Annotated in this window: 22 protein-coding genes; all 22 read left to right on the forward strand. The window is 27.6% G+C overall.

What is annotated here, in order from left to right; translation table 11 throughout:
• Positions 1–12: 12 nt before the first annotated feature.
• The 22 genes from CRIB_RS00145 (at position 13) to rho (ending at position 25,341) form a co-directional block, all read left to right on the forward strand.
• Complete coding sequence (locus CRIB_RS00145) at positions 13–963, forward strand: ribose-phosphate diphosphokinase (protein ID WP_180702581.1); 951 nt, start codon at positions 13–15, stop codon at positions 961–963.
• Between the two features lie 175 nt (positions 964–1,138).
• On the forward strand, positions 1,139–2,194 hold the full coding sequence (locus CRIB_RS00150; protein ID WP_180702582.1) for a type IV pilus twitching motility protein PilT: 1,056 nt from the start codon (positions 1,139–1,141) through the stop codon (positions 2,192–2,194).
• An 8-nt stretch (positions 2,195–2,202) separates the two neighbouring features.
• Entirely contained in the window at positions 2,203–2,979 is a 777-nt protein-coding gene (locus tag CRIB_RS00155; protein WP_180702583.1) for a prepilin peptidase, read from the forward strand.
• A 107-nt stretch (positions 2,980–3,086) separates the two neighbouring features.
• Complete coding sequence (locus CRIB_RS00160; protein WP_154665230.1) at positions 3,087–3,242, forward strand: hypothetical protein; 156 nt, start codon at positions 3,087–3,089, stop codon at positions 3,240–3,242.
• A gap of 313 nt (positions 3,243–3,555) precedes the next feature.
• A complete protein-coding gene (locus tag CRIB_RS00165; protein WP_243633533.1) occupies positions 3,556–4,044 on the forward strand; it encodes a prepilin peptidase in 489 nt (162 codons plus the stop codon).
• 11 nt (positions 4,045–4,055) lie between these two features.
• The gene (gene pth / locus CRIB_RS00170) at positions 4,056–4,616 is read left to right on the forward strand and encodes an aminoacyl-tRNA hydrolase (RefSeq protein WP_180702585.1); all 561 of its coding nucleotides are present in this window, start codon (positions 4,056–4,058) and stop codon (positions 4,614–4,616) included.
• A 17-nt stretch (positions 4,617–4,633) separates the two neighbouring features.
• A complete protein-coding gene (gene mfd / locus CRIB_RS00175; protein ID WP_180702586.1) occupies positions 4,634–8,026 on the forward strand; it encodes a transcription-repair coupling factor in 3,393 nt (1,130 codons plus the stop codon).
• Positions 8,027–8,048: 22 nt separating this feature from the next.
• On the forward strand, positions 8,049–9,053 hold the full coding sequence (locus CRIB_RS00180; RefSeq protein WP_180702587.1) for a peptidylprolyl isomerase: 1,005 nt from the start codon (positions 8,049–8,051) through the stop codon (positions 9,051–9,053).
• A 100-nt stretch (positions 9,054–9,153) separates the two neighbouring features.
• Complete coding sequence (locus CRIB_RS00185) at positions 9,154–9,693, forward strand: stage V sporulation T C-terminal domain-containing protein (protein ID WP_180702588.1); 540 nt, start codon at positions 9,154–9,156, stop codon at positions 9,691–9,693.
• A 266-nt stretch (positions 9,694–9,959) separates the two neighbouring features.
• A complete protein-coding gene (locus tag CRIB_RS00190; RefSeq protein WP_180702589.1) occupies positions 9,960–11,573 on the forward strand; it encodes a putative polysaccharide biosynthesis protein in 1,614 nt (537 codons plus the stop codon).
• Between the two features lie 109 nt (positions 11,574–11,682).
• The gene (yabN, locus tag CRIB_RS00195) at positions 11,683–13,137 is read left to right on the forward strand and encodes a bifunctional methyltransferase/pyrophosphohydrolase YabN (protein WP_180702590.1); all 1,455 of its coding nucleotides are present in this window, start codon (positions 11,683–11,685) and stop codon (positions 13,135–13,137) included.
• Positions 13,138–13,226: 89 nt separating this feature from the next.
• Positions 13,227–13,505 carry an HU family DNA-binding protein gene (locus tag CRIB_RS00200; protein WP_180702591.1) on the forward strand — a complete coding sequence of 93 codons (279 nt, stop codon included), beginning with the start codon at positions 13,227–13,229 and terminating at the stop codon, positions 13,503–13,505.
• A gap of 62 nt (positions 13,506–13,567) precedes the next feature.
• Complete coding sequence (locus CRIB_RS00205) at positions 13,568–13,810, forward strand: RNA-binding S4 domain-containing protein (RefSeq protein ID WP_180702592.1); 243 nt, start codon at positions 13,568–13,570, stop codon at positions 13,808–13,810.
• A gap of 64 nt (positions 13,811–13,874) precedes the next feature.
• The gene (yabP, locus tag CRIB_RS00210; protein WP_180702593.1) at positions 13,875–14,129 is read left to right on the forward strand and encodes a sporulation protein YabP; all 255 of its coding nucleotides are present in this window, start codon (positions 13,875–13,877) and stop codon (positions 14,127–14,129) included.
• Positions 14,130–14,624, forward strand: a complete 495-nt coding sequence (gene yabQ / locus CRIB_RS00215; RefSeq protein WP_180702594.1) for a spore cortex biosynthesis protein YabQ — start codon at positions 14,130–14,132, stop codon at positions 14,622–14,624.
• A 16-nt stretch (positions 14,625–14,640) separates the two neighbouring features.
• Positions 14,641–14,937 carry an FtsB family cell division protein gene (locus CRIB_RS00220; protein ID WP_180702595.1) on the forward strand — a complete coding sequence of 99 codons (297 nt, stop codon included), beginning with the start codon at positions 14,641–14,643 and terminating at the stop codon, positions 14,935–14,937.
• Positions 14,938–15,145: 208 nt separating this feature from the next.
• A complete protein-coding gene (locus tag CRIB_RS00225; protein WP_180702596.1) occupies positions 15,146–16,066 on the forward strand; it encodes a Ppx/GppA phosphatase family protein in 921 nt (306 codons plus the stop codon).
• Positions 16,067–16,159: 93 nt separating this feature from the next.
• Positions 16,160–18,538, forward strand: a complete 2,379-nt coding sequence (spoIIE, locus tag CRIB_RS00230; protein ID WP_180702597.1) for a stage II sporulation protein E — start codon at positions 16,160–16,162, stop codon at positions 18,536–18,538.
• Between the two features lie 436 nt (positions 18,539–18,974).
• Positions 18,975–20,870, forward strand: a complete 1,896-nt coding sequence (gene pepF / locus CRIB_RS00235; RefSeq protein ID WP_180702598.1) for an oligoendopeptidase F — start codon at positions 18,975–18,977, stop codon at positions 20,868–20,870.
• Positions 20,871–21,007: 137 nt separating this feature from the next.
• Positions 21,008–21,907: a UTP--glucose-1-phosphate uridylyltransferase GalU gene (galU, locus tag CRIB_RS00240; protein WP_180702599.1), complete on the forward strand. Its 900-nt coding sequence runs from the start codon at positions 21,008–21,010 to the stop codon at positions 21,905–21,907.
• 397 nt (positions 21,908–22,304) lie between these two features.
• A complete protein-coding gene (gene glpX / locus CRIB_RS00245) occupies positions 22,305–23,306 on the forward strand; it encodes a class II fructose-bisphosphatase (protein WP_180702600.1) in 1,002 nt (333 codons plus the stop codon).
• Positions 23,307–23,823: 517 nt separating this feature from the next.
• Positions 23,824–25,341, forward strand: a complete 1,518-nt coding sequence (gene rho / locus CRIB_RS00250) for a transcription termination factor Rho (protein ID WP_180702601.1) — start codon at positions 23,824–23,826, stop codon at positions 25,339–25,341.
• Positions 25,342–25,432: the final 91 nt, after the last annotated feature.

Genomic DNA, 25,432 nt, shown 5'->3' on the forward strand with positions numbered 1-25,432 from the left:
GGGAGGATACAAATGAACACTAGCGGAAGTGAAATCAAAATACTTGCAGGTAATTCATCTAAAGAATTAGCTCAGAAAATAGCTGATTATATAGGTGTACCTTTAGCAGATTGTGAAGTAGGTACATTCAGTGATGGCGAAATAAGCGTAAACATGAATGAAACAGTAAGAGGATGCGATGTTTTCGTAGTTCAATCAACTAATAGTCCAGTAAATGAAAATTTAATGGAATTATTAATAATGATAGATGCATTAAGAAGAGCATCAGCAGGAAGAATAACAGCTGTTATTCCTTACTATGGATATGCAAGACAAGATAGAAAAGCTAAGGCAAGAGATCCAATCACAGCTAAATTAGTTGCAAACTTAATAACAGCAGCAGGAGCAGATAGAGTTTTAACTATGGACTTACATGCTGCACAAATACAAGGATACTTTGATATACCACTAGATCATTTACAAGGTGGTAAAATATTAGCTGATTACTTCAATGAAAAGCATATAGAAGATTTAGTAGTAGTTTCTCCTGACTTAGGAAGTGTTACAAGATCTAGAAAATTTGCTAATGGATTAGACGGAGATGTTCCGCTAGCTATAATAGACAAGAGAAGACCAAAGGCTAACGTATCTGAGATAATGAACATAATAGGTGATGTTTCAGGGAAGAATGTTATATTATTAGATGATATGATAGATACTGCAGGAACAATATGTAATGCAGCTAATGCACTTAAAGAATTTGGTGCTAAGGAAGTTTATGCTTGTTGTACACATGCTGTATTGTCAGGACCTGCTATAGAAAGAATAGATGCTTCTGCTATAAGTGAGTTAATAGTTTTAGATACTATACAACTTCCTGATGAAAAGAAGATAGATAAGATACAAGTTAAATCAGTTGCTCCATTATTTGGAGATGCTATAAAGAAAATATTCTCTAATGAGTCTGTTAGTGAGTTATTTTAATTAATGAATACACCTTATATAATATAAGGTGTATTTTCTATTAATTAGAATAACAACTTTTTTATGCTAGGAATATTTATTAAAAATATGGCTATAAAATAAAATAGGTCTGATAATATGAAATTTTACATTAAAAAGTTATAATAAAATAAATTATATGATAAGGAGAATAAATGTGAACATATTTGACTTATTAAAAAAATCAATTGAATTAGGTGCATCAGATATACATATAACAGTAAATAGTACTCCAATAGCTAGAGTAAAAGGATCTTTCGTAAACTTATCAGAAATAGTATTAACCAAAGAGAATACGCAATCTATGACAAGAGAATTATCAGGAGAAAAGAACTTTAAAAGAATAGAAGAAGATGGAGAATGTGATTTTTCTGTTTCAATAGAATCAGGAGAAAGGTTCAGGGTAAATGCATACAAACAAAAAGGAAATTTTGCAATAGCTATAAGAATAATAACATCATACATACCAGATTTTGATACATTAGGACTTCCGAAAATTCTAAAAATATTCACAGAGAAAAATAAAGGATTAGTACTTGTAACTGGACCGACAGGAAGTGGGAAAAGTACAACATTAGCCAGTTTAATAGATATAATAAATGAAAATCAACAAAGGCATATAATAACACTAGAAGATCCAATAGAATACGTACACCAACATAAACAAAGCTTAGTAAATCAAAGAGAAATAGGGAAAGATACTGAAAGTTTTAACTCGGCATTAAGAGCAGTACTTCGTCAAGATCCTGATGTAATACTTGTAGGAGAAATGCGTGATCATGAAACGATATCGATAGCCTTAACTGCTGCTGAAACTGGTCACTTAGTTTTCTCAACTCTACATACAGTAGGAGCGGCAAAAACTATAGATAGAATAATTGATATGTTTCCCTCAGAGCAGCAACAGCAAGTAAGAACTCAGTTATCTACTGTTTGTGAAGGAATTATATCTCAACAACTTGTAAAAACTATAAACGGAAGAGAAAGGGTTGCAGCATTAGAGGTAATGGTAGCAAATGCCGCTATAAGAAACCTTATAAGAGAGAATAAAACTTACCAAATACAAAACATAATACAAACATCAAGTAAATTAGGAATGCAGTCTATGGACCAAGAGTTAGTTAATTTATATAGAAGGGGTCTTATATCTAGAGATAGTGTATTAAGTAGATGCACAGACTATGAGTTTATAAGTAGATTAGTGGGAGAATAATATTAATTATGAACATATATTTTACAATAATATTATTTATAATGGGAGTAGTATTAGGTAGCTTCTTCAACGTATGCATCCACCGAATACCAAACAAAAAATCAATTATAAATCCACCATCACACTGCTACAACTGCAACACTAGACTAAAATCATTAGATCTAGTACCAATACTAAGTTGGTCATTATTAAGAGGTAAATGTAGATACTGTGGACAAAAGATAAGTCCAAGATATGCCTTAGTAGAGTTATTAACAGGAATACTGTTTGTATTAGTGTATAAAGTTTATGGATACAATACAATAACCTTATATTATTTATTATTAGTATCACTACTAGTAATAATAACATTCATAGACTTAGACCACTATATAATACCCGATGAACTAATTATATTTGGTTCAATAGGAGCATTAATCTTTAATATCCTATGCCATGGAATAAGTATAAAAGATAGCTTACTTGGAGGTCTTATCTGCGGTGGTGGAATGTTAATTTTAATTCACCTAATAGAATTATTAATAAAAAAAGAAGCAATGGGTGGAGGAGATATAAAGCTATTTGGTATGGTAGGATTATTTTTAGGAATAAAACTAGGGATGCTTACAATACTTCTAAGTGTGTACGTAGGAGCTATTTACGGAGTAGGTAGCATAATATACAGCAAAATGAAGCAAAAAGAATATAACTCAATAATACCTTATGGACCGTTTATATCTGTAGGGGCATTGATAAGTATCTTATATGGTACAAATATAATAAACTGGTATATTGGATTATTCTAATATACCAGTTTTTATGATATAATTAAAATTCGAGAAATTACAATCTATAGGGTGTGAGTTTTCATATTAAAGCCTAATTCCATTTTTCATGGAAGGAGGTGAAATATATGGATAAACTTAAGATACTTAAAGAAATAGCTATAATATGTATTATATTTACATATTGTATTTCTATAATAATAGATTCTTACATAAAGTTAAGAGAATTTATTTGTAAAAGTAAAAACCACCCTAAAGCCAAGAAGGGTGGACATAAAAATTAGAAAATAATTTATATGAAAATCACACTCTACCGCTAAATAGGTTGTGATTTCTTTTTATATTTATATTATATCATAAAATATATTAAAATAAACACATTTGAAATTGTAAAAACAGGATTTATAGATGATTACAAAAAATATATAAAGTTAATAATATTAGTAGCCTACTACTATTATTAAACTTATGATATATATAATATTAATTGCAATAATAATCTCATATATTTGTAACGATCAAATTTATAAAATTTGCAATGAACTGCCAAAAACAAAATCTAATACTATAATAATTTATATCCTAATGATTTTATCAATGGTCCTAACTTATCAAAAATACGGAATAACACAACAATCAGTAAAATACTTATCATTAATACCATTTATAATCATAATTTCAATAATAGACTATCATACAACATACATATATGATATAACAATACTTAGTGGTATAATAATTCAGTGTGGAGTATTTTTAATATCACCAGATGTTAAAATGTACATAACAGCATTATTAATAGGAATTATAATACCATATATATTAGCTAAAATAACTAAAGGATTAGGTGAAGGGGACATAGGCCTTTATGGCTTATGTTGTTTTGCGTTAGGTAAAAATTATTCAATATACTTAATATTTTTATCATTTATATTAGCATCAATATATTGTGTGTATATACTTTTAACAAAAGGTGATAAAATAAGAAAAATACCATTCGCACCATTTATATCACTAGCAACAATTTTAATAATACTAACCAATTTTGATATACTCAACATTTGGTTTAACATAATAAGTAATTAAGGAGGAATACTATGTACGTAGTAGTAGGTCTAGGTAACCCTGGAAAACAATATGAAAACACAAGACATAATGTAGGATTTAATGTTATAGATATTTTAGCAAAGGAATATGGTATATCTGTGACGAAAATAAAACATAAAGCATTAATAGGAGAAGGAAGAATAGGATCTGAAAAAGTTCTTTTAGTTAAGCCACAAACATATATGAATTTAAGTGGCGAAACATTAATAGATATATATAAGTACTATAAGGTTGATTTGGATAATATAATAGTAATATACGATGATATAGACTTAGATGTTGGGAAATTAAGGATAAGAAAAAAAGGAAGTGCAGGAACTCATAATGGTATGAGATCTATCATAAAATGTTTAGGGTCTGGTGATTTTCCAAGAGTAAGAGTTGGAGTTTCAAAGCCTATGAAAGGACAAGATTTAGCTGATTTCGTACTTTCTAGATTTAGAAAAGAAGAACAAGTTGACTTAGAGATAGGTCTTGAAAAAGCGTACAAAGCAGTAGAAGCTATGATTAAGGAAAATGTAGATATTGCTATGAATAAATACAATGGATAATGAGAGGGGAATTTAATATGAATGACATATTTGTATACCCTTTGCAAAATTCAAAAGAATATAAAGATATAATAAATTGCATAAATAATAATAAAGGCTCATTATTAATTAATGGCCTTTTAGCGGTACAAAAACCACATATAGCTTACTCTATGTATAGGGATTTAAATAGACAAACTATTTTTATAACAAATAGTGATTTGGAAGCTAAAAAGGTTTATGATGATTTAAGTTTTTATATGAAGGATAAGGTGGAATATCTTGGATATCAAGATATCTTATTTTATCATTTGGATGCAAAGGATAGAAGCGAAGAGGCTAAAGGATTAAAAGTACTATTAAAGTTAGCTAAAGGAGACAATATAATTTTAGTAACATCAATTGAAGCTGTTATGAGAAAATACATACCTAAAGAGAGGCTTTTAGAAAACATCTATACTTATAAAATAGGGGATGTAATAAACCTAGAAAAGCTAAGTGAAACATTAGTAAATTTAGGTTATGAAAGAGTTTCAAAAATAGAGGGATTCGGTCAATTTAGTATAAGAGGTGGAATAATAGATATATTCTCTTTAGAATATAATAATCCTATTCGTATGGAATTATTTGATGATGAAATAGATTCTATACGAACTTTTGATGTTTTCTCACAAAAATCTATAGAGAAAATAAAACAATTTTCTATAACACCATCAAGAGAATTTATATATCCTGAAAATGTAAAAGATGCTGTAGCTAAAATTAAAAAGGATACAGGAAAGCACACTAATGAGGATGTATCTTTAAATATAGATAATATAAATAGTAAAACGTATTTTCAAGGTATAGAAAACTATATTGACTATCTATATCCAGAGGAAAATAAAAGTATTTTTACTTACCTACAAGAAAACGCTATAGTATTCTTTAATGATATAAGTAGGACAAAAGAAAGATGCGAAAACTATTTAAATGAATTTAAGGAAAATTATAAATTAAATCTTGAAAGAGGTTTAGCTATAAAAAATCAAGGTAAATTATTATATACATATAATGATTTAGATTTCTTATCAGAAGGTAGAAAATTGGTACTAAATACACTTTTACCAAAACCAATAAATGATTTCAATGTGAAATCGATAGTAAATTTTGATTCTAGGGAAGTACCAACATTCAATGCAAAGGTAGATACTTTAGTAGAGGAATTAAACAGATTAAAATATAACGGATACAAAATAGTACTTGCTACTAATACATATGATAGAGCAAAAAAATTACATGCGGACTTATTAGATTTAGGTTTAGAATCAACTATATCTAAAGATAGAGATATTGAAATAAAATCTTCACAAATAGTTATTATACCTGCTCGTATAACTAGTGGTTTTGAGTATAAATCTATAAAGTTTGTAGCAATTACGGATAATGAGATGATAGGAGTTCATAAGAGAACTTCCACATCTAAAACTAAGAAGCATAAAAAAGGAAAGAAAATAGAATCATTCTTAGATTTAAATATAGGTGATTATGTAGTTCATGAAAATAGTGGGGTTGGTAGATATACAGGTATTGAACAAATAAGTGTAAACAACATAAAAAAAGACTATATGAAGTTAGTTTATCAAGGTGGAGATAATCTATATGTACCTATAGATCAGATGGATAAAGTACAAAAATATATAGGTGTAGAAGAAGATAGAGTTAAATTAAACAAACTGGGAACTAATGAATGGACAAAAGCTAAAGCTAAAGTTAAAAAAGAAATAGAAGATATGACTAAGGAACTTATAGAACTTTATGCTAAGCGTGAAAAAGTAAAAGGATATAAGTTCTCTAAAGATACTCCTTGGCAGGGTGAATTTGAATCATTATTCCCACATCAAGAAACAGATGATCAATTAAAGGCCATAGAAGAAACTAAAAAGGATATGGAATCAGACAAGGTAATGGATAGACTTATTTGTGGAGATGTTGGTTACGGTAAAACAGAAGTAGCTATAAGAGCAGTATTTAAAGCTTGTATGGATCAAAAACAAGTAGCTGTATTAGTTCCTACAACGATATTAGCTCAACAACACTATAATACATTTAAAGAAAGATTTGAAAACTACCCAATAAGGGTTGAAGTATTAAGTAGATTTAAAACACCAAAACAGCAAAAGCAAATTATAGAAGATGCTAAAAAAGGTTTAGTTGATGTTTTAATAGGAACTCATAGAATAATCTCTAAAGATATAAATATGCCTAACTTAGGTTTAGTTGTAATAGATGAAGAGCAAAGATTTGGGGTAAAGCATAAAGAATCATTAAAGAAAATTAAATCTACTGTAGATGTTCTTACATTATCTGCAACGCCTATACCAAGAACACTTCATATGTCGCTTAGTGGAATAAGGGACATGAGTGTTATAGAAGAGCCACCACAAGAAAGACATCCAGTAATTACTTATGTTACAGAAGCTAAGGAAAGTATAATTCAAGATGAAATAGAAAGAGAATTAGGTAGGGGTGGTCAAGTATTCTTCGTATATAATAGAGTTGAGCGTATTGAAGAAATGGCAAGCATGATTCAAAGATTAGTACCTGATGCAAAGGTTGCTGTCGCTCATGGTAGAATGACTTCAAAGGACCTTGAAAATATAATTTTAGGATTTTTAAATAAAGAGTTCAATGTATTAGTTTGTACTACAATTATAGAAACTGGTATGGATATATCAAATGCTAATACTATGATAGTTTATGATGCAGATAAAATGGGTCTAGCACAACTATATCAGTTAAGAGGTAGAGTTGGAAGAAGTACTAGACAAGGTTATGCTTATTTAATGTATGAAAAGGATAAAGTACTTAGTGAAATAGCAGAAAAAAGATTAAAAGCTATAAGAGAATTTACTGAGTTTGGATCAGGTTTTAAAATAGCAATGAGAGACCTTGAAATAAGAGGTGCTGGAAATATACTAGGTTCACAACAACATGGTCATATGGCAGTAATAGGATATGATTTATATGTAAAAATGTTAAATGATGCAATAAAGAAAGTCAAAGGTGAAGTTGTTTTAGAAGATATAGATGTAGAAATAGATTTAAGTGTAAATGCTTATATACCAGATAATTATATAACTGATGAGTTAATTAAGATAGAAATGTACAAAAAAATAGCATCTATAGAAAGTAAAGAGGATATGTATGAGGTTCAAGAAGAATTAGAGGATAGATTCTCAGATATACCTAAATCTGTTGAGACGCTGTTAAAAATAGCTTATATTAAAACACTATGTAAAACGCTGAAAATAGAAAAAGTAAGACAAATTAAAGATGAAATATTATTAAATCCTTTAACTAGATATAAGACAAAGGAAAAAATAGGTTATAATATAGTTAATGAGCTGGAAGAATTATTAGAAAATATGTGCAATTTAAAATTAAACTAATAATAAGAAAGGGTGTTTAAATTTGAAAAAAATAATAGCATTAGTTTTATCATCTGTACTGTGTATATCTGCAGTAGGTTGTAGCAGTAAAGTAAATGATAATGATGTGGTAGCAACAGTAAATGGGAATAATATTACAGCTAAACAATTTCAAGCAACATTAGCTTTATACAAAGAATCTTTAGAGGTAATGTATGGCAGTACTATATGGGATACAGAAGTTGAAGATGGAGTAAAGTATAAAGATAAATTTAAAGATATAATGCTTGATCAAATGATAGATATAGAAGCAGTATGTGAACAGGCTAAAAAAGATGGTTTAACTCCTTCAGAGAAAGAAATAGATAAGGCTTTTGAAGAACTAAAGAAAAGTATAGATGACGATAAAGAGTATAAAAAGAAATTAGAAGATTTAGGTATAGATGATACATATCTTAAATCACAACAAGAACAAGACTTAATAATACAAAAGTATAAAGAAAATTTTGATAAAAATTTAAAAATATCAGATGAAGAAATGAAAACATATTATGATGAACATAAAGATGATTATTACAAAGATGAAGTAAAAGCATCTCATATTCTTATATCTACTGTAGATGATAATGGAAAAGAATTATCAGAATCTAAGAAAAAAGAAGCTAAAAAGAAAGCTGAAGAAGTGCTTGAAAAGGCAAAAAGTGGTCAAGAATTCTCAGAGCTTGCTAAAGAATATTCTGATGATACAGTATCTGCATCTCAAGGTGGAGATTTAGGATACTTTACAAAGGGAAAAATGGTTAAAGCATTTGAAGATGCAGCATTTAACTTAAAGCCAGGAGATATATCTGATATAGTAGAATCAGAATATGGATATCATATAATAAAAGTTTATGATAAAGTAGATAAACAGCTTTCATTTGAAGAAGTTAAGGATGAGATAAAAACTATTTTAACAGAAAATAAATATATAGAAAGTATAGAAGAAATATCAAAAAAAGCTAAAGTAGAAAAAAATGAATCTATAATAAAGAAAGTTAAATTCTAATTTTTTAAAGCTATGTATAGTAATACATAGCTTTTTTTGCATATTTTTCTTGTCATTGGTAAAAATAAGGTTAAAGTTACTAACTGGAGGGATAATTAGAATGAGAGCAACTGGAATAGTTAGAAGAATAGATGACCTTGGAAGAGTTGTTATTCCTAAAGAAATAAGAAAAACTTTACGTATAAGAGAAGGAGATCCTTTAGAAATATTTACAGCTAAAGATGGCGAGGTAATCTTAAAAAAATATTCACCTATAGGTGAATTAAATGAATTTTCTCAAGAGTATACAGAAACTTTAGGTGAAACATTAGGATGTGGAGTAATAGTTACAGATTTAGATTCAATAATAGCAGTATCTAAGCTTCCTAAAAAAGACTATAAAGAAAAAAGCATAAGTGATGATTTAGAACAACTAATAGAAAATAGAGAATCAAAATCATTCAAAGATAGTAAATTAGTCCCGCTATATAAGGACGATTCTATGGAATATACGCATCAAATAATTATGCCTATAGTAAGTTCATCAGGAGATTGCATAGGATCTATAGTTTTAGTTTCAAAAGAATCTGAGATGTTATCTGAAGCTGAGGAAAAAATACTTAAAATAGCAGCTAATTTCTTAGGAAAGCAAGTTCAATAAAATATAAAAAAGACCCTTATAGGGTTCTTTTTTTATTTATAATAAAACTCAATTAATTAAAGTTTATTTATAACTTTTGAGTCACTAAAATATATTTAGAAGAATAAAAAAATTACTTTAAAAATAGGAAATAAAATATAATTTGAACAATCTTATAAAAGTAAAAAATATATATATTATTTTAGGATTTTTGGTAATATGTTGAATATAATATTGAATATATGATATATTAAAGTTTGTTATATAAATGATTTGGGGGTAATGCTATGAGAAGTGTTAGAACAAAAGACTCATTTTTAAAAGGAGCTTTTATACTTGGAATGGCAGGTATTTTAGTTAAGGTAATGGGGGCATTTTTTAGGATACCGCTAGGAAATCTTATAGGCTCTAAGGGGATGGCATATTATCAAGCTGCATATCCAGTTTATACTCTATTTTTAACTTTAGCTACAGCTGGATTTCCAACTGCACTTGCTAAGTTAGTATCAGAAAAGAATGCAATAGGTGACTATAAAGGAGCGCATAAAATATTCAAAGTATCATATACAGTATTATTTATGACTGGAATATTAGCATTTTTAGTATTCTTCTTTGGAGCAGATTACATAGTAAATAATATAATGAAAAATCCAGGTGCAAAAAGTGCAATGCTAGCAATAGCACCAGCTCTTATATTTGTTCCTCTTATGTCTTCATATAGAGGATATTTCCAAGGGCAAAGAGATATGAATAAGATTGCTATATCTCAAATAGTTGAACAATTCTTCAGGGTTATTTTAGGTATTGGATTAGCATATTTTTTAATGGAAAAGGTAGGACCTGAGTTAGGGGCAGCAGGAGCTATTATGGGAGCTACTATAGGTGCTGTGGCTTCTATACTATATCTAATAGTTACATATTTTAAAGGAAGTAAACAACGTAAAATAGATATAAGAAATAGTAAACACTTTAAAGATGAAAGTGTAATGACTGTGCTTAAAAAGCTTTTAGTTGTGGCAATACCTATAACAATAGGTGCATCTGTAATGCCATTAGTCAATATGATAGATAATGTAATAGTTATAGATAGACTTATGGTTGGAGGATATACACATACACAAGCTTTAGAAATGTTTGGTCAATTAACAGGTATGGCAATGTCTATCGTAAATTTACCATCTGTTATAACAGTTGCAATGAGTATGAGTTTAGTTCCAGCTATATCAGAAGCTTTTGCTTTAGGAAATAAAGTTAAGGCTAGAAAAGATACACAAAGTGCAATAAAAGTAACATTACTTATAGTTTTACCATGTGCATTTGGTATGGCTTCACTTGCAACGCCTATAATGCAATTATTATATCCAAAAGAACCAACAACTGTAGGAACTATACTTTTATTCCTTACGCCTTGTGTAGTATTCTTAGGACTAATACAGTCTATGAATGGTATACTTCAAGGTATGGGGAAACCTATGATACCAGTTATTGCCTTGGTTATAGGTATGATTTTTAAAATTGTTATAAGTTACACATTAACTGCAATTCCATCAATAAATGTATTAGGTTCTGCAATAGGTACAGTATCTGCATATCTTATAGCAGTTTTAATAGAATTAGCTTGTATAAAAAAAGCTATGGGGATAAAGTTCCCTGCTAAAGAATTTGTTATAAAGCCATTAATAACAGTTATAACTATGTTTGTAGCAGTTAAGTTTAGTTATGCATTTATAGCAGGTATAATTGGTGGAAAGTTAGCAACCTTAGTATCTATAGTAATAGGTGGGATAGTATATGGATTAGTTTTAATAGGAATAGGTGGCATAAAAAAAGAGGAAATACTTACTATGCCTAAAGGAAATAAAATATATTCATTACTTAGAAAACTAAAACTTATGAAATAATAAATAGAATATATATACAAATAAAGGAAATACTTATAAATAGCTAATTTCCTTTATTTATTTTATAAAAATCAATTAATAATAAGAAATACAAAAGAGGAGTGACAAAATGCATAAAATAAGTATCGTAGGACTTGGACCAGGAGAATATTCTCTTATAAGTCAAGGTGCCTTAGATGCTCTACACTCAAGTTGTAGAATATATCTAAGAACAGAAAAACACCCAATTGTAAATAAGCTTAAAGAAACTATAAAATACACTTCTCTAGATTATTTTTATGATAGTGAAGAAAATTTCGAAGATGTTTACTATAAAATTTCTAAACATATTGTAGAATTAGCTAAAGAAGGAGATTTGGTTTATGCGGTTCCAGGTCATCCTAGGGTAGCAGAGAAAACAGTAGGAATAATAGAATCTATGGCTAAAGAAAATAATATAGAAGTTGAGACAATAGCTTCTATGAGCTTTGTAGATGCTATGTTTAATTATTTGGCAGTAGATCCGGCGGATGGATTTAAATTAATAGATGCATTTGAAATAGAAAATTCATATATAGATACAAATACTAGTATGATTATAACTCAAATATATGATCAGTTTATAGCATCGAATATAAAATTAAAGCTTATGGAATATTATGATTATGATCAAGAAGTATGTATAGTAAATGGCGCAGGTGTTAAGAATTTAGAAAGTAAGAAATATGTACCTCTGTATGAATTAGATAGAAGTGAAAATTTATTTAATTACTTAACTAGTTTATATATACCAAAAAGTTCTAAAAAGATGTATAATACAGTAAATGATTTAGAAACTATAATGAATACTTTAAGAGGTGAAAACGGATGTGATTGGGATAAAAAACAGACACATGAATCTCTAAAGAAATACGTTATAGAAGAAGCATATGAGCTTTGTCAAGCTATTGATAATGACGATATCGATGAAATGATAGAAGAGCTAGGAGATATCCTTCTACAGGTTATATTCCACTGTCAAATAGGAAAAGAAGAAGGATATTTTGATTTAAAGGAAGTAGTAAATGGAATTTGTACAAAACTTATTAATAGACATCCACATGTTTTCAACAATGTTAATATAGATATGGCTCAATTTGAGAAAACTTGGGAAGAATTAAAAAGAGATGAAAAGGGTGAAACTAGTATAACTTCTGGTTTAAAAAGAATTCCAAGTCATTTACCTGCACTTATAAAAGCTGAAAAAATTCAACATAAGGCAGCACTTATAGGATTTGATTGGGATGATATAAAGGATGTATTTGAAAAAATTGATGAAGAATACAAAGAACTACTTGACGAATGTAAACAAGGAAATATAAAATACATAAAGGAAGAACTAGGAGATTTATTGTTTTCAATAGTAAATTTAGCTAGATTCTTGCATATAGATTCAGAAGAGGCATTAAACCTTACAAATCAAAAATTCATAAATAGATTTGAATTTATGGAAGAAAATGCGTCTAGGCTACATAAAAAATTAGAAGATTTGACGCTTGATCAAATGGAAGAACTTTGGCAAAGTGCTAAGGAAAACAAATTGTAAAAATTAAAAGAAAATTTGTCAAAAATCTAGAATTTATAGTTATAAAATTATAGTTCTATATTATAAACATTTTAGGAGGTATAACCGTCGTGAATAAAGCAGAATTAGTATCAAAGATGGCAGAAAAAAGTGAATTAACTAAGAAGGAAGCAGAGGCTGCGTTAAATGCATTCATGAAATCTGTTGAAGAAGCATTAGTATCAGGAGATAAAGTTCAATTAGTTGGATTTGGAACATTCGAAACTAGAGAAAGAGCTGCTAGACAAGGAAGAAATCCTAGAAATCCTGAAGAAGTTATAGAAATACCAGCTTCTAAAGCTCCAGTTTTCAAAGCTGGAAAAGGATTAAAAGATATAATAAACGGATAATTAAAATGATTAAGTGTGGGAGTATATGCCACACTTTTTCTGTATATAAAGGAGGCGTATTTATGAGATTAGATAAATTTTTAAAAGTATCAAGGATAATAAAGAGAAGAACTGTTGCAAAAGAAGCTTGCGATAAGGGGATAGTTACTATAAATGGAAAAGTAGCAAAATCTTCATCAGAGGTTAATATTGGAGATTTATTAGAAATTCAATTTGGTGAAAAGAAAATGAAATTTAAGATAAATGAGATAAGAGAACATGTCTTAAAAAATGATGCAAAAGAAATGTACGAGATAATAGAATAAAATTAGCAATCCTTCAGTATATTTATATTAGTATAAATTAAAATATTTTTGCTGGGGGGATAACATGGAACATAGTATAACATTAAAAGATAGATCTAATTTGCATATATCAGGCATAGAACATATTTATTCTTTTAATGATAAAAAAGTAGAACTTAGAACATCTGCAGGGGAAATGGTAATAGAAGGCGAAAACTTAGACATGGGTAAATTAAGCTTAGATGAGAGTGTTATAAGTGTAGAAGGGACTATAAATTCTATAGTTTATTCTAAGGAAAGAAAGCCACAAGAAAGTTTTATAAAGAGGTTGTTTAAGTAAATGATTCCATTTACAGAAGATTTAAGCTCATTTTATGCCACTATATATGGTGGCTTAGCTATAGGTTTATTGTTTGATATAAATAGAAGTTTGAAATCTAATTTTAAAATATTAAAATACTTTTCAATAGTTTTTAATATAATATTTTGGATACTGGCTACTATAATTATATTTATAACAGTAAATGCTATAGAATCTTTTGATTTAAGATACTATCACTTTGTGGCTTTATTAATTGGTTTTTTATTATATTATAATACAATAAGTAAATTTGTTTTAAAAATGCTTAATAAGATAATTGGTTTTATAGTATCTTTGATAAAGAAAACTATAATTTACATATCTATAATCTCTGAAAGTTTATATTACATGATTATTTACATGATGCACTTTATATTAGACGCTATATTTTTTATACCAAATTTATTTTTAGCTACTAAGAAGGTTATAAAAAGAAAGCATAGAATTAAATTAAAGGTTAATAAAAAAGCATAGGTAAGGTGTGGTTTATATGAACATAAGAAGAAAATTTTTGGCTCAATTTATATTAATAACAATTTTTATTTTTTTTATAGTATATACATTAATAGCCAACTTTATATTTCAAGTAAAGAAATTAAATGAGTACAAAGCTGAAATATCATCACTAAATGATCAAATAAGTAGTACTAAACAAGAGATTGAGGATTTAAAAAAAATTGAAAATGGCAGTACAAGTGAAAATTTAGAAACTATAGCAAGAAATCGTCTTAATATGGTTAAACCTAATGAAATAGTATACATTGATATAGGAAAAGAAGGTAATTAAGTTACCTTCTTTTTTGTTTATACATAAATATGTTAGAAGTATAAAATAGCTTAGAATACACTTTTAGTAAAGTTAGTTTTTTAATGATAAATGTTAAATACTCATTATTAAATAGTATTTAACTGATATAATAAATTTAGAATTATAAAATTTATTAGTTTAGATATATTAAGCTTTTAATAAAAAATATAAGTAAGGAGAAGAATTTATGAAAATTGGTACTATAGACATAGGGACAAATTCGATGAGGCTTTTAATAGCAAATTATAGAGATGGAAAATTAATAAATAGAAAAAAGTATGTGAATACCACTAGAATAGGACAAGGTGTTGATAAACAAGGCTATATAACTGATGATGCAATAGAAAGAAATATAAAAGCCTTAGTAGAATTTTCTAATATATGTAAAGGTGAAAACTGTGAAAAAATATACTGTATGGGTACTTCAGCACTTAGAGATAGTAAAAATAAAGATGTATTCGTGAAATTAGCTAAAGATAAAGCAGGTATAGATGTAGATATAATAAGTGGTGAAAAGGAATCAAATCTAGGATTTAGGGGTGTATTAGAAGGAATAGAAAATGCAAAAGACATATTAGTAATAGATATAGGAGGGGGATCTACTGAGTTTATTATAGGAAATAAGGACGGAATAAGATTTTCTAAAAGTGAAAATGTAGGAGCACTTAGAATGACTGAAAAATTTTTACATCAAGATCCTATAAATGATAATGAATTTGAACGTATGAGTAATTTTATATATGAAGAGATAAAAAATACATTAGAATATATAAGAAATGATAAAGTAAAAAAGTTTGTAGGTATTGGAGGAACAATAACTTCTCTTTCTTCAATGAACCAAGAATTAGAGGTATACTCCATGGAAAAAATACATAATAGTAAGATTAGCTTAAGTGAAATAGAATTAATTCTACAAAATTTAAAAAAGATGACACTAAATGATAAAAAATCCTTAAAAGGCCTACAGCCTAAAAGAGCAGATATTATCACTGCTGGTGTAGAAATACTACATACAATAATGAAAAATCTAGAAATAAAAGAAATAACAGTAAGTGAATACGATAATTTGGAAGGCCTAATGTGTCAAAATATAAAAAATATGTCTTAATATTTTAAAATTATTAAAACTGATTATGACAAAATAAATCCTACCTACTTTGCTACAATCTCTTTATAAGAAGCAAAAGAGGGGGGATTTTTTATGGACAAGAGTTCAATGAGTATATCAAGTAATAATATTAATTCGGAAAAAATCAATATAAATTTATTAAATTATATTGATTCTAATGTAATAATATTCAGTTTGATAGGTTTTTTATTAAGTAGATCTATTTTAATCGGTTCTATAGCGCCTTTAGGTATAGCATTTTTTCTAGGTATAAGTAAGGTAGAAAGATATAGAATACCGATATTCATATCTACGCTAATGGGGGTAATATTATCTGGGAATGCTACTCCTTATATATTAAAATATATTATTTGCTTAACTATATTTATTATTATAAGTAATAAAATAAAAGATATTAATTCATATTTAAAATTATCATTTATTGGAGCATTTATAATTTTTCCTATATCATTAGGACAAGTTATACTGTCTAGTAAATATTTATATGATATATTATTATGCTCAATGGAAGCAATTATTACATTTATTTCTATTTATATATTTTCATTTGGAATAAATCTCATAACGAATATAAATAATAGAATATCTGTAAGGATTGAAGAATCTATAGCTCTAAGTTTTATAGTTATATTTAGTATAATAGGTATTGGTAATATAGAGATATTAGGCGTATCTATACAAACAGTTTTAGCGACGGTATTAATACTAGTTATATGTATAATTGGTGGTGCAACGATGGGATCTAGCACTGGAGCTGTTGTAGGTATAGCCTTCTTAATTAATAATATATCTTCGGCGATTTATATGGGAATATATTCTGTGGCTGGATTAGTTGGCGGGACATTAAATAAGTTAGGAAAATATTTTACGATATTAGGATATGTACTAAGTTGGACAATGGTATATGCTTACACATCAGGAATTGAATCTAATATATATCAAATTAGAGATATGTTAATAGCTAGTTTGATAGTAATTTTATTACCTAATAAAATATTTAATAAATTAGAAAAAGTATTAAAATTAAATATAGAATCAAATGACGTAGTTTATGATTATATAAGAAGAAGCAAAGATATGACTAATAGTAAACTGATTAATATGTACAAAGCTTATGATGAGTTAGCAGATACATTTGATAAAATTAGAGAAAGAGATAAGGTTATAGATACAAGGGATATAGCAAACATCATTGATATGATACACAATGATGAATGTAGAAACTGTAGCATGAGAAGACGATGTTGGGATTTAAACTTTTCTCATACATATATGCTAATGAGTCAGGTTTTAGAAGAGCTTGAAGACAATGGACAAGTTACTATTGAAAGTATTAGTGAGACGTTTAGAAAAGAATGCTTAAAGCCTGAAGAGATTGTAAAGATAGCAAATTATTATTATAAATTATTTTTAGTAGATTATAATTGGAGTTTAAGGTTTTCGGAAAGTAGAAAATTGATAGCCAATCAAATAAAAAGTATATCAAGATCAATAGAATCATTATCGAAGGATTTAGAAGAGAATATCGTTTTAGATTTAGAAAAAGAAAAAAATATTTATGATCAATTACAAAGATATGGAATACCAGTTAATAGAGTTAGTTATATTAGTAAAGGTTTAGATGATTTTGAAATAACTATAGATAAGAATACGTGTAGTGATGGATGTATGTGTGAAAATAAATTAATTAGGGTACTTTCAGATATAGTAGAAGAAAATGTTTCAGCGCAAAAGATAGGGTGTCATTCGTTAGGTGGAAAATGTAAAATAAGCTTTACTAAATCTCAAAAATATAAAGCTATAACAGAAGTTGCAGGTATGTCTAGAGATGGACATATATTATGTGGTGATAATTATACATATATGGATATAAGCGATGGTAAATATATGGTTGCTATAAGTGATGGGATGGGCAAAGGTAAAAAGGCTTATGAAGAATCTTATATAACTATAGATATCTTAGAAAAAATGATTGATGCAAAAATAGATGATGAAATAGTTATAAATACCATAAATAATATGTTGTTACTGAAATCTTCTGATGAAGAGATGTTTTCAACTTTAGATTTAGGAATAATAGATCTAAAGAAAGGAACTTTAGAAACTATTAAAATGGGAGCATGTTCTACTTATGTAAAGCGAAATGATAAAGATATAGACCTAATATCATCATCATCACTTCCAGTTGGAATACTTTCAGATATAAAATTAGATAGAAAGAAAACTAAGGTTAACTATGGTGATTATATAATAATGGTATCAGATGGGATACTTGATGCAGGTAAAAATAATAACTTAGGAGATAACTGGCTTATATATTTCTTACAAAATATTAAGACAACTAACCCTAAAGAAATTGCAAATCTAATACTAGATAGGGCACTTGAGATACAAGATGGAGTAGTTGAGGATGATATGACAGTATTAGTTACAAAGGTATGTAGTAATTAAATTAATGTTATCAACAATATGTGAATAAATTGTGAATAATATGTGGATAAATAATTATTTATAGGTTAATTAAGCTAAGGGCTTGCAATTACAAAGTTCGACAAAAATACACAAAATATGAAATTTTATATAAAAATATAATTCTAGAAAAAATATAGACTTATCAACAAAAAATATTTAAAAATAGATTAAATATGTTGATAAGTCTATAATTAATGTTGATAATATATAAATAAAATAAATATGATATAAAAATTATAAAAATAAATATATTGAAAAATCTAGATTTTTGTAAATAATATGTCTGTTAATATGTTGATAAGTATGTGGATAAATTAATAAGTATTATTAATTTTATAAAGATAGAAATTGAATATTATTGCCTAAAAAAGCCATCCTAATAAGTAAGTATATTCTATTGAAAGGATGGCTTCTTATGAATAAAAAATTGGTTAAATTAATTATACCATTGTGTATATTTATTTTATTTGCAGTAATATTATTACAAAAAGCTAATAATAGGTATAATAAGACAGAAGTTATTGAAGCTATGGTTAATAATGAAGAAGAGAATGATAAAATTGATAATAAATCTAAAATTGACTATAGCCAAACTAGTTGGAATCTTCAAAATTTATATAAAAGTGAAGATGAATGGAATAATGAATTGAAGAAATTTACTTCTGATACTAGAGAACTAAAAAATTATGTGGGTAAAGTAACTAAATCTAAAACTCATTTATCTTTTGCATTAGATATAAAAGAGAAATTAGACATAAGATTAGATAAACTTTATGGGTATGTAAAGTTAAATCAAGATATTAATAAAAATTCGTATAAGTACATTGATATGAAAGAAAAAATAAATAGAGTATATAAAGAATACTCTAATATATGTTCGAATTTAGAGTTAGAAATACTTAAACTATCAGATAAAGAATATAATAAATTTATGGATGATAAAAAACTAAATAAAAATTATGGTATGTACTTAAAAGAGATTAGAAGATCTAAAGATTATTATTTAGATGAAAATTCAGAACGATTACTTTCTAATACATCATCTATATCCTCTTTGCCAGGACAAGTTTATGAATTATTTAAAAATATGGACAAAAAAACAAATTTTAATTCAGCCGAGTATAAAACAGCTTTAGAAAGTTCAGATAGAAATGAGAGAAAAAGTGCATATCAAAATGAGTTTATTGCTTATAATGATAATATAAACACACTCTCAGGATTACTTATAGGTCAAGTTAAAAAGAATGTATTTTATTCTTCTGAAAGAGGATATAAATCATCTTTAGATATGTATTTAAAAAGTGATGATATAGATGAGAAAGTTTATAATAAATTAATTGATACTGTAAATGACAATCTAGGAAGTCTTCATAAATATGTAAGTTTAAGAAAAAAAGTATTAAACTTAGATAAAGTATATTATTATGATATGTTTACACCAATGGTAGAAGTTGTTGATGATAATCTAACTTATGATAAAGCTCAAGGAATAATATATGCAGCGTTATCTCCTTTAGGCAAAGAATATGGAGATGTAATTTATAAAGCATTTAATGAAAAGTGGATAGATGCTTTTGCTAATGATAATAAAGTGAGTGGAGCATACTGTTTATCTATATATGGAAACCATCCTTATGTATTGCTTAACTACAATAATTCATTAGGGTCAGTATCAACATTAGCTCATGAATTAGGACATGCAGTATATGAATATATGAGTTCTAAAAATCAAAATTATTTTAACTCAAATCCATCTATATTTACTCACGAAGTAGCATCAACTACTAATGAAGCTTTACTATATGAGATGCTTATAAAAAATGCAGAAAATGATCAACAAAAATCATATTATATAACTCAATATTTAGATTTAATAAAAGATACTTTATATGTTCAAACTATGTATGCAGAATTTGAGAAAACAATACATGAATTAGTTGAAAATAATAAGAGTATAAATGCATTAGTTTTAGATGATATATGGGGACAATTACTAACAAAATATTATGGTAAAGATTATGAACTAGATCAATTAGCTAAAGTTGGTTGGTCAAGAATACCGCATTTTTATAATAGCTTTTATGTTTATAAATATGCTACAGGTTGTAGTGCAGGAGTAAGTTTTGCTGAAGATATATTAAAGAATGGATCTGATAATTATATAAACTTCCTTAAAAAAGGAGGATCTGATTATCCAATTCAGGTTTTAAAAGATGCAGGAGTTAATTTAACAAGTACAAAGCCTATAGAAGATACTATAAATAAGTTTGATTCTTTAGTTAAAGAACTGGATCAGCTAGTGGGAAAATAATTTAAATGACAATATAAAGTCTTGATGCTAAAATATAAATAAAGTTCTAGCATCAGGACTTTATTTATTAATAAGAGAATGAAGATACATATAATGTATTTTAATTAAAATAATACAGAATTAAGAGGGGACTAACAATGCAAAAAAAAGTAAGAAAAGCAGTTATACCTGCAGCAGGATTAGGAACTAGATTTTTGCCTGCAACTAAGGCACAACCTAAGGAAATGTTACCGATAGTTGATAAACCAACATTACAATATATAATAGAAGAAGCTGTTGCTTCAGGCATAGAAGAAATACTTATAATAACAGGAAGAAATAAAAAATCTATAGAAGATCACTTTGATAAATCTGTAGAATTAGAGTTAGAATTAGAGAATAAAGGGAAAAAGGAATTATTAGAAATAGTTCAAAATATATCTAATATGATAAATATACATTATATAAGACAAAAAGAACCTAGAGGCTTAGGAGACGCTATATACTGTGCTAGACATTTTATAGGGGATGAGCCATTTGCTGTGATGTTAGGTGACGATATAGTTGATAATGAAGTACCTTGTTTAAAACAGCTTATGAATGCATATGAAGAATATAGAACTACAATATTAGGTGTTCAAACAGTTGATGCTAAGGACACAAATAAATATGGTATAATAGGTGCAAAATATATAGAAGATAAAGTATATAAAGTAAAAGATTTAGTTGAAAAGCCAGAACAAGGTAAGGCTCCATCAAATATAGCTATTTTAGGTAGGTATATAATAACTCCTGAAATATTTGATGTGCTAGAAACGTTGCCTCCAGGTAAAAATGGAGAGGTTCAACTTACAGATGCATTAAGAATGTTATCAAAAAAAGAAGCAATGTATGCTTATGATTTTGATGGAGTAAGATATGATGTTGGAGACAAGCTTGGGTTCTTAAAGGCTACAGTAGACTTTGCATTAAAAAGACCAGATTTAAAAGATGATTTTATACAATATTTAAAAGAAGTGTGTGTAAGATTTGATAAGAAAATAACTGAAATTGAATAATAACGGAGTGATAATATGAGTAGTAAGATGCAAAAACAAAAGAAAAGAAATAAAATGATAGCACTATTTATAGTAATAACTTTAGTAGTTTCTAGTATGACGGCTTTATTAAGTGTAATAGCATCTATGTTATAAAGAATTAGGACTATATCCATATGGATATAGTCCTTTTGTATGTTAAAAAATATATTTAATTTATGATAAAACACAATTGTATTTAAGTATTAGTTTAGTTGAAATAAAATTTTTATAACATGTATATAGCAGAACTATAAGTAATGTATCTGATAATTTTAAATATAGTATACTAATTAATAAAAAAATATATAAACGTTTACTAATTAAGATATATGGTATATAATTTTCATTGATAACACTAACGGAGGAGATGGATATTATGGATAGAAATTTAGCACTAGAACTTGTTAGGGTAACTGAAGCTGCAGCTTTAGCGTCGTCAAAATTTATGGGGAAAGGCGATAAAAATGGAGCTGATGGAGCAGCAGTAGAAGCAATGAGAAGGGCTTTTGAGTCAGTAAATATAAGTGGAGAAGTAGTTATAGGAGAAGGTGAACTTGATGAAGCTCCAATGTTATATATTGGCGAGAAAGTAGGTAAGAGCGCTAGTGATAGTATTGAGGTTGATATAGCTGTTGATCCATTAGATGGGACAACTTTAATAGCGAAAGGTCTACCGAATGTTATATCTGTAATAGCAATAGGGTCTAAGGGGAGTTTATTAAATGCTCCAGATACATATATGAAAAAAATAGTAGTAGGACCAGGAGCTAAGGGTGCTATTGACTTAAATAAAACAGCTGAAGAAAATATAATTGCTGTGTCTAAAGCATTAGGAAAAAAGACAAATCAAATGACAATAGCAGTTCAAGATAGAGAAAGACATAATTATATAATTGATGCAGCTAGGAAATTAGGAACAAGGATTCAAATGTTTGGAGATGGAGATGTAGCTACTGCAATAGCAACTTGTTTTGATGAAACAGGAATAGACATGATGATGGGTATTGGTGGAGGCCCAGAAGGTGTAATAACAGCAGCTGCTATAAAATGTATGGGTGGAGATATGCAAGCTCAAATATATCCATTAAGTGAACAAGAAGTAAATAGATGTTATGAATTAGGGTTTACAGATGAGGAATTAGAAAAAGTATTAACTATTGATGACTTAGCAAAAGGAGATAATTTATTCTTTGCTGCAACTGGTATAACAGAAGGTGATTTATTAAGTGGAGTAAAGCATATTGGAGGTAACAGAGCGAAAACTCAATCAGTAGTAATGAGAGCAAAAACAGGAACTATAAGATTTGTTGATGCTATTCATAGTTTAGATAAAAATGATATATTAGTTGATTTAATGAAAAAATATAGTATAGAATAAATTTAAAACAAGGAGCTATTTCTGATTGGGGATTAGCTCCTATATTGATTATAAAAAGTAAAAAGTTATTATGAGATTTATATAAATAATATTGTAGAAATAAAAAATAGTATATATATTTTTTTACGCTTAAGGATATTATAATACTTAAAAAAATGTGGATAAATTCTGAATGTAAGTAATATCAACAAATTGGTTTTGAGCGTAAAAAGATTTTGAAATACTTCGCCCACGCAGTGGCTCAAGCAACGGACGAAGTCGTTGGCGACATGAAGTGTTTCGCCGACACGTTGCTCAAGCGAAGTGAATTTTTTATATATTTCGAAAATTAGTATATGATAGTTTAAAATTTTTTTAAATAGTATAAAATATATAATAGATAATTAGGTTATATATTTAGTTTATTTATTGACCACACATATTAATGATGATATTATTAAAATTAATTATTAATTAAACTTTTCTTTTTCACACCTTTGATTTCCAAAAAAGATAAAGATACATATTTATATGATAGATGAGGAGGATTTTTTTGAATTTAGATCAAATAGCATTAGATGAATTAGGTAGTAAAACATTAACTCAACTTAGAGATATAGCTAAAGAAATAGGTATAAAATCTGTGAGTAAATATAAAAAGAATGAATTAATTGAACTTATAAATGAAAATATAAAAAAAGAAGAGTCTATTGAAATAAAAACAAATACAGTACAAGAAAAGAAAATAGAGAAAAATGAGAACGTAGAAAATAAAAGTTATGTAAGGCCTTATGAAAAGAGAAATACGGATAGAAATACAGAAAATAGATATCAAAGAAATGAAAATAAATCATCAAATACAGAGTATGTAAATGTAAGAGATAATAAAGGATACTATACACCTAAGGTTGTTGAAGAATCTAAAATAGTAGATGAATTCAATACGTCAAAAGATGATGAAGTAATGGGCGTTTTAGAAATATTACCAGATGGATTTGGATTTTTAAGGGGATCGAATTATTTATCAACAGAAGGGGATGTATATGTGTCACCATCTCAAATAAGAAGATTTAATATGAAGACTGGGGATAAGGTAAAGGGGATAACTAGACATCCTAAAACAGGAGAGAAGTTTAGAGCTCTTTTATATGTTCAAAAAATAAATGATGAGAACCCAGAAACTGCAATACAAAGAAAAGCATTTGAGTTATTAACTCCTATATATCCAGAAGAAAGATTAACATTAGAAAGAAGCCAAAGTGACATAGCTACAAGACTTATAGACTTAATATCACCTATAGGGAAAGGTCAAAGAGGATTAATAGTAGCTCCTCCTAAGGCTGGTAAGACTAGCTTACTAAAAAATGTTGCAAATAGTATAGCTAAAAATCATCCCAATGTTGAATTAATAGTTCTTCTTATTGATGAAAGACCTGAAGAGGTTACAGATATGAGAGAATCTATAAATGGAGATGTTATATACTCTACTTTTGATCAAGTATCAAGTCACCATGTTAAGGTTGCTGAAATGGTTTTAAATAGAGCTCAAAGATTAGTTGAGCATGGTAAAGATGTTGTAATACTTTTAGATAGTATTACAAGACTTGCAAGAGCTTATAACCTTACGATATCTCCAACAGGTAGAACTTTATCGGGAGGTTTAGATCCGGGGGCTTTACATGGACCTAAAAAGTTCTTTGGTGCAGCAAGAAACATAAGACAAGGTGGATCTCTTACAATACTTGCAACTGCATTAGTTGAAACTGGATCAAGAATGGATGATGTAATATTCGAGGAATTCAAGGGTACAGGGAATATGGAATTAAATTTAGATAGAAAATTAGCTGAAAAGAGAATATTCCCAGCTGTAGATATATACAAATCAGGAACAAGAAGAGAGGATTTATTACTTACTGAAGAAGAAAAGACTGCGTTATGGAAATTAAGAAGAGAAATGAGTAATAATTCAGTTTTAGAGGTTACTGATAAAGTGATTGAATTACTTAAGAAAACTAAAAATAATGATGAATTTATAAAATCAATAAAAGGTCTTTAAGTAATATAAAAACTCCTTGAATGCATAAAAAACTTATGCTATAATGGTGTAGTTGATATTGCAAAACGAAAAATTAATATATTTAATTTAT

Source organism: Romboutsia ilealis, assembly GCF_900015215.1.
Taxonomy (GTDB): Bacteria; Bacillota; Clostridia; order Peptostreptococcales; family Peptostreptococcaceae; genus Romboutsia; species Romboutsia ilealis.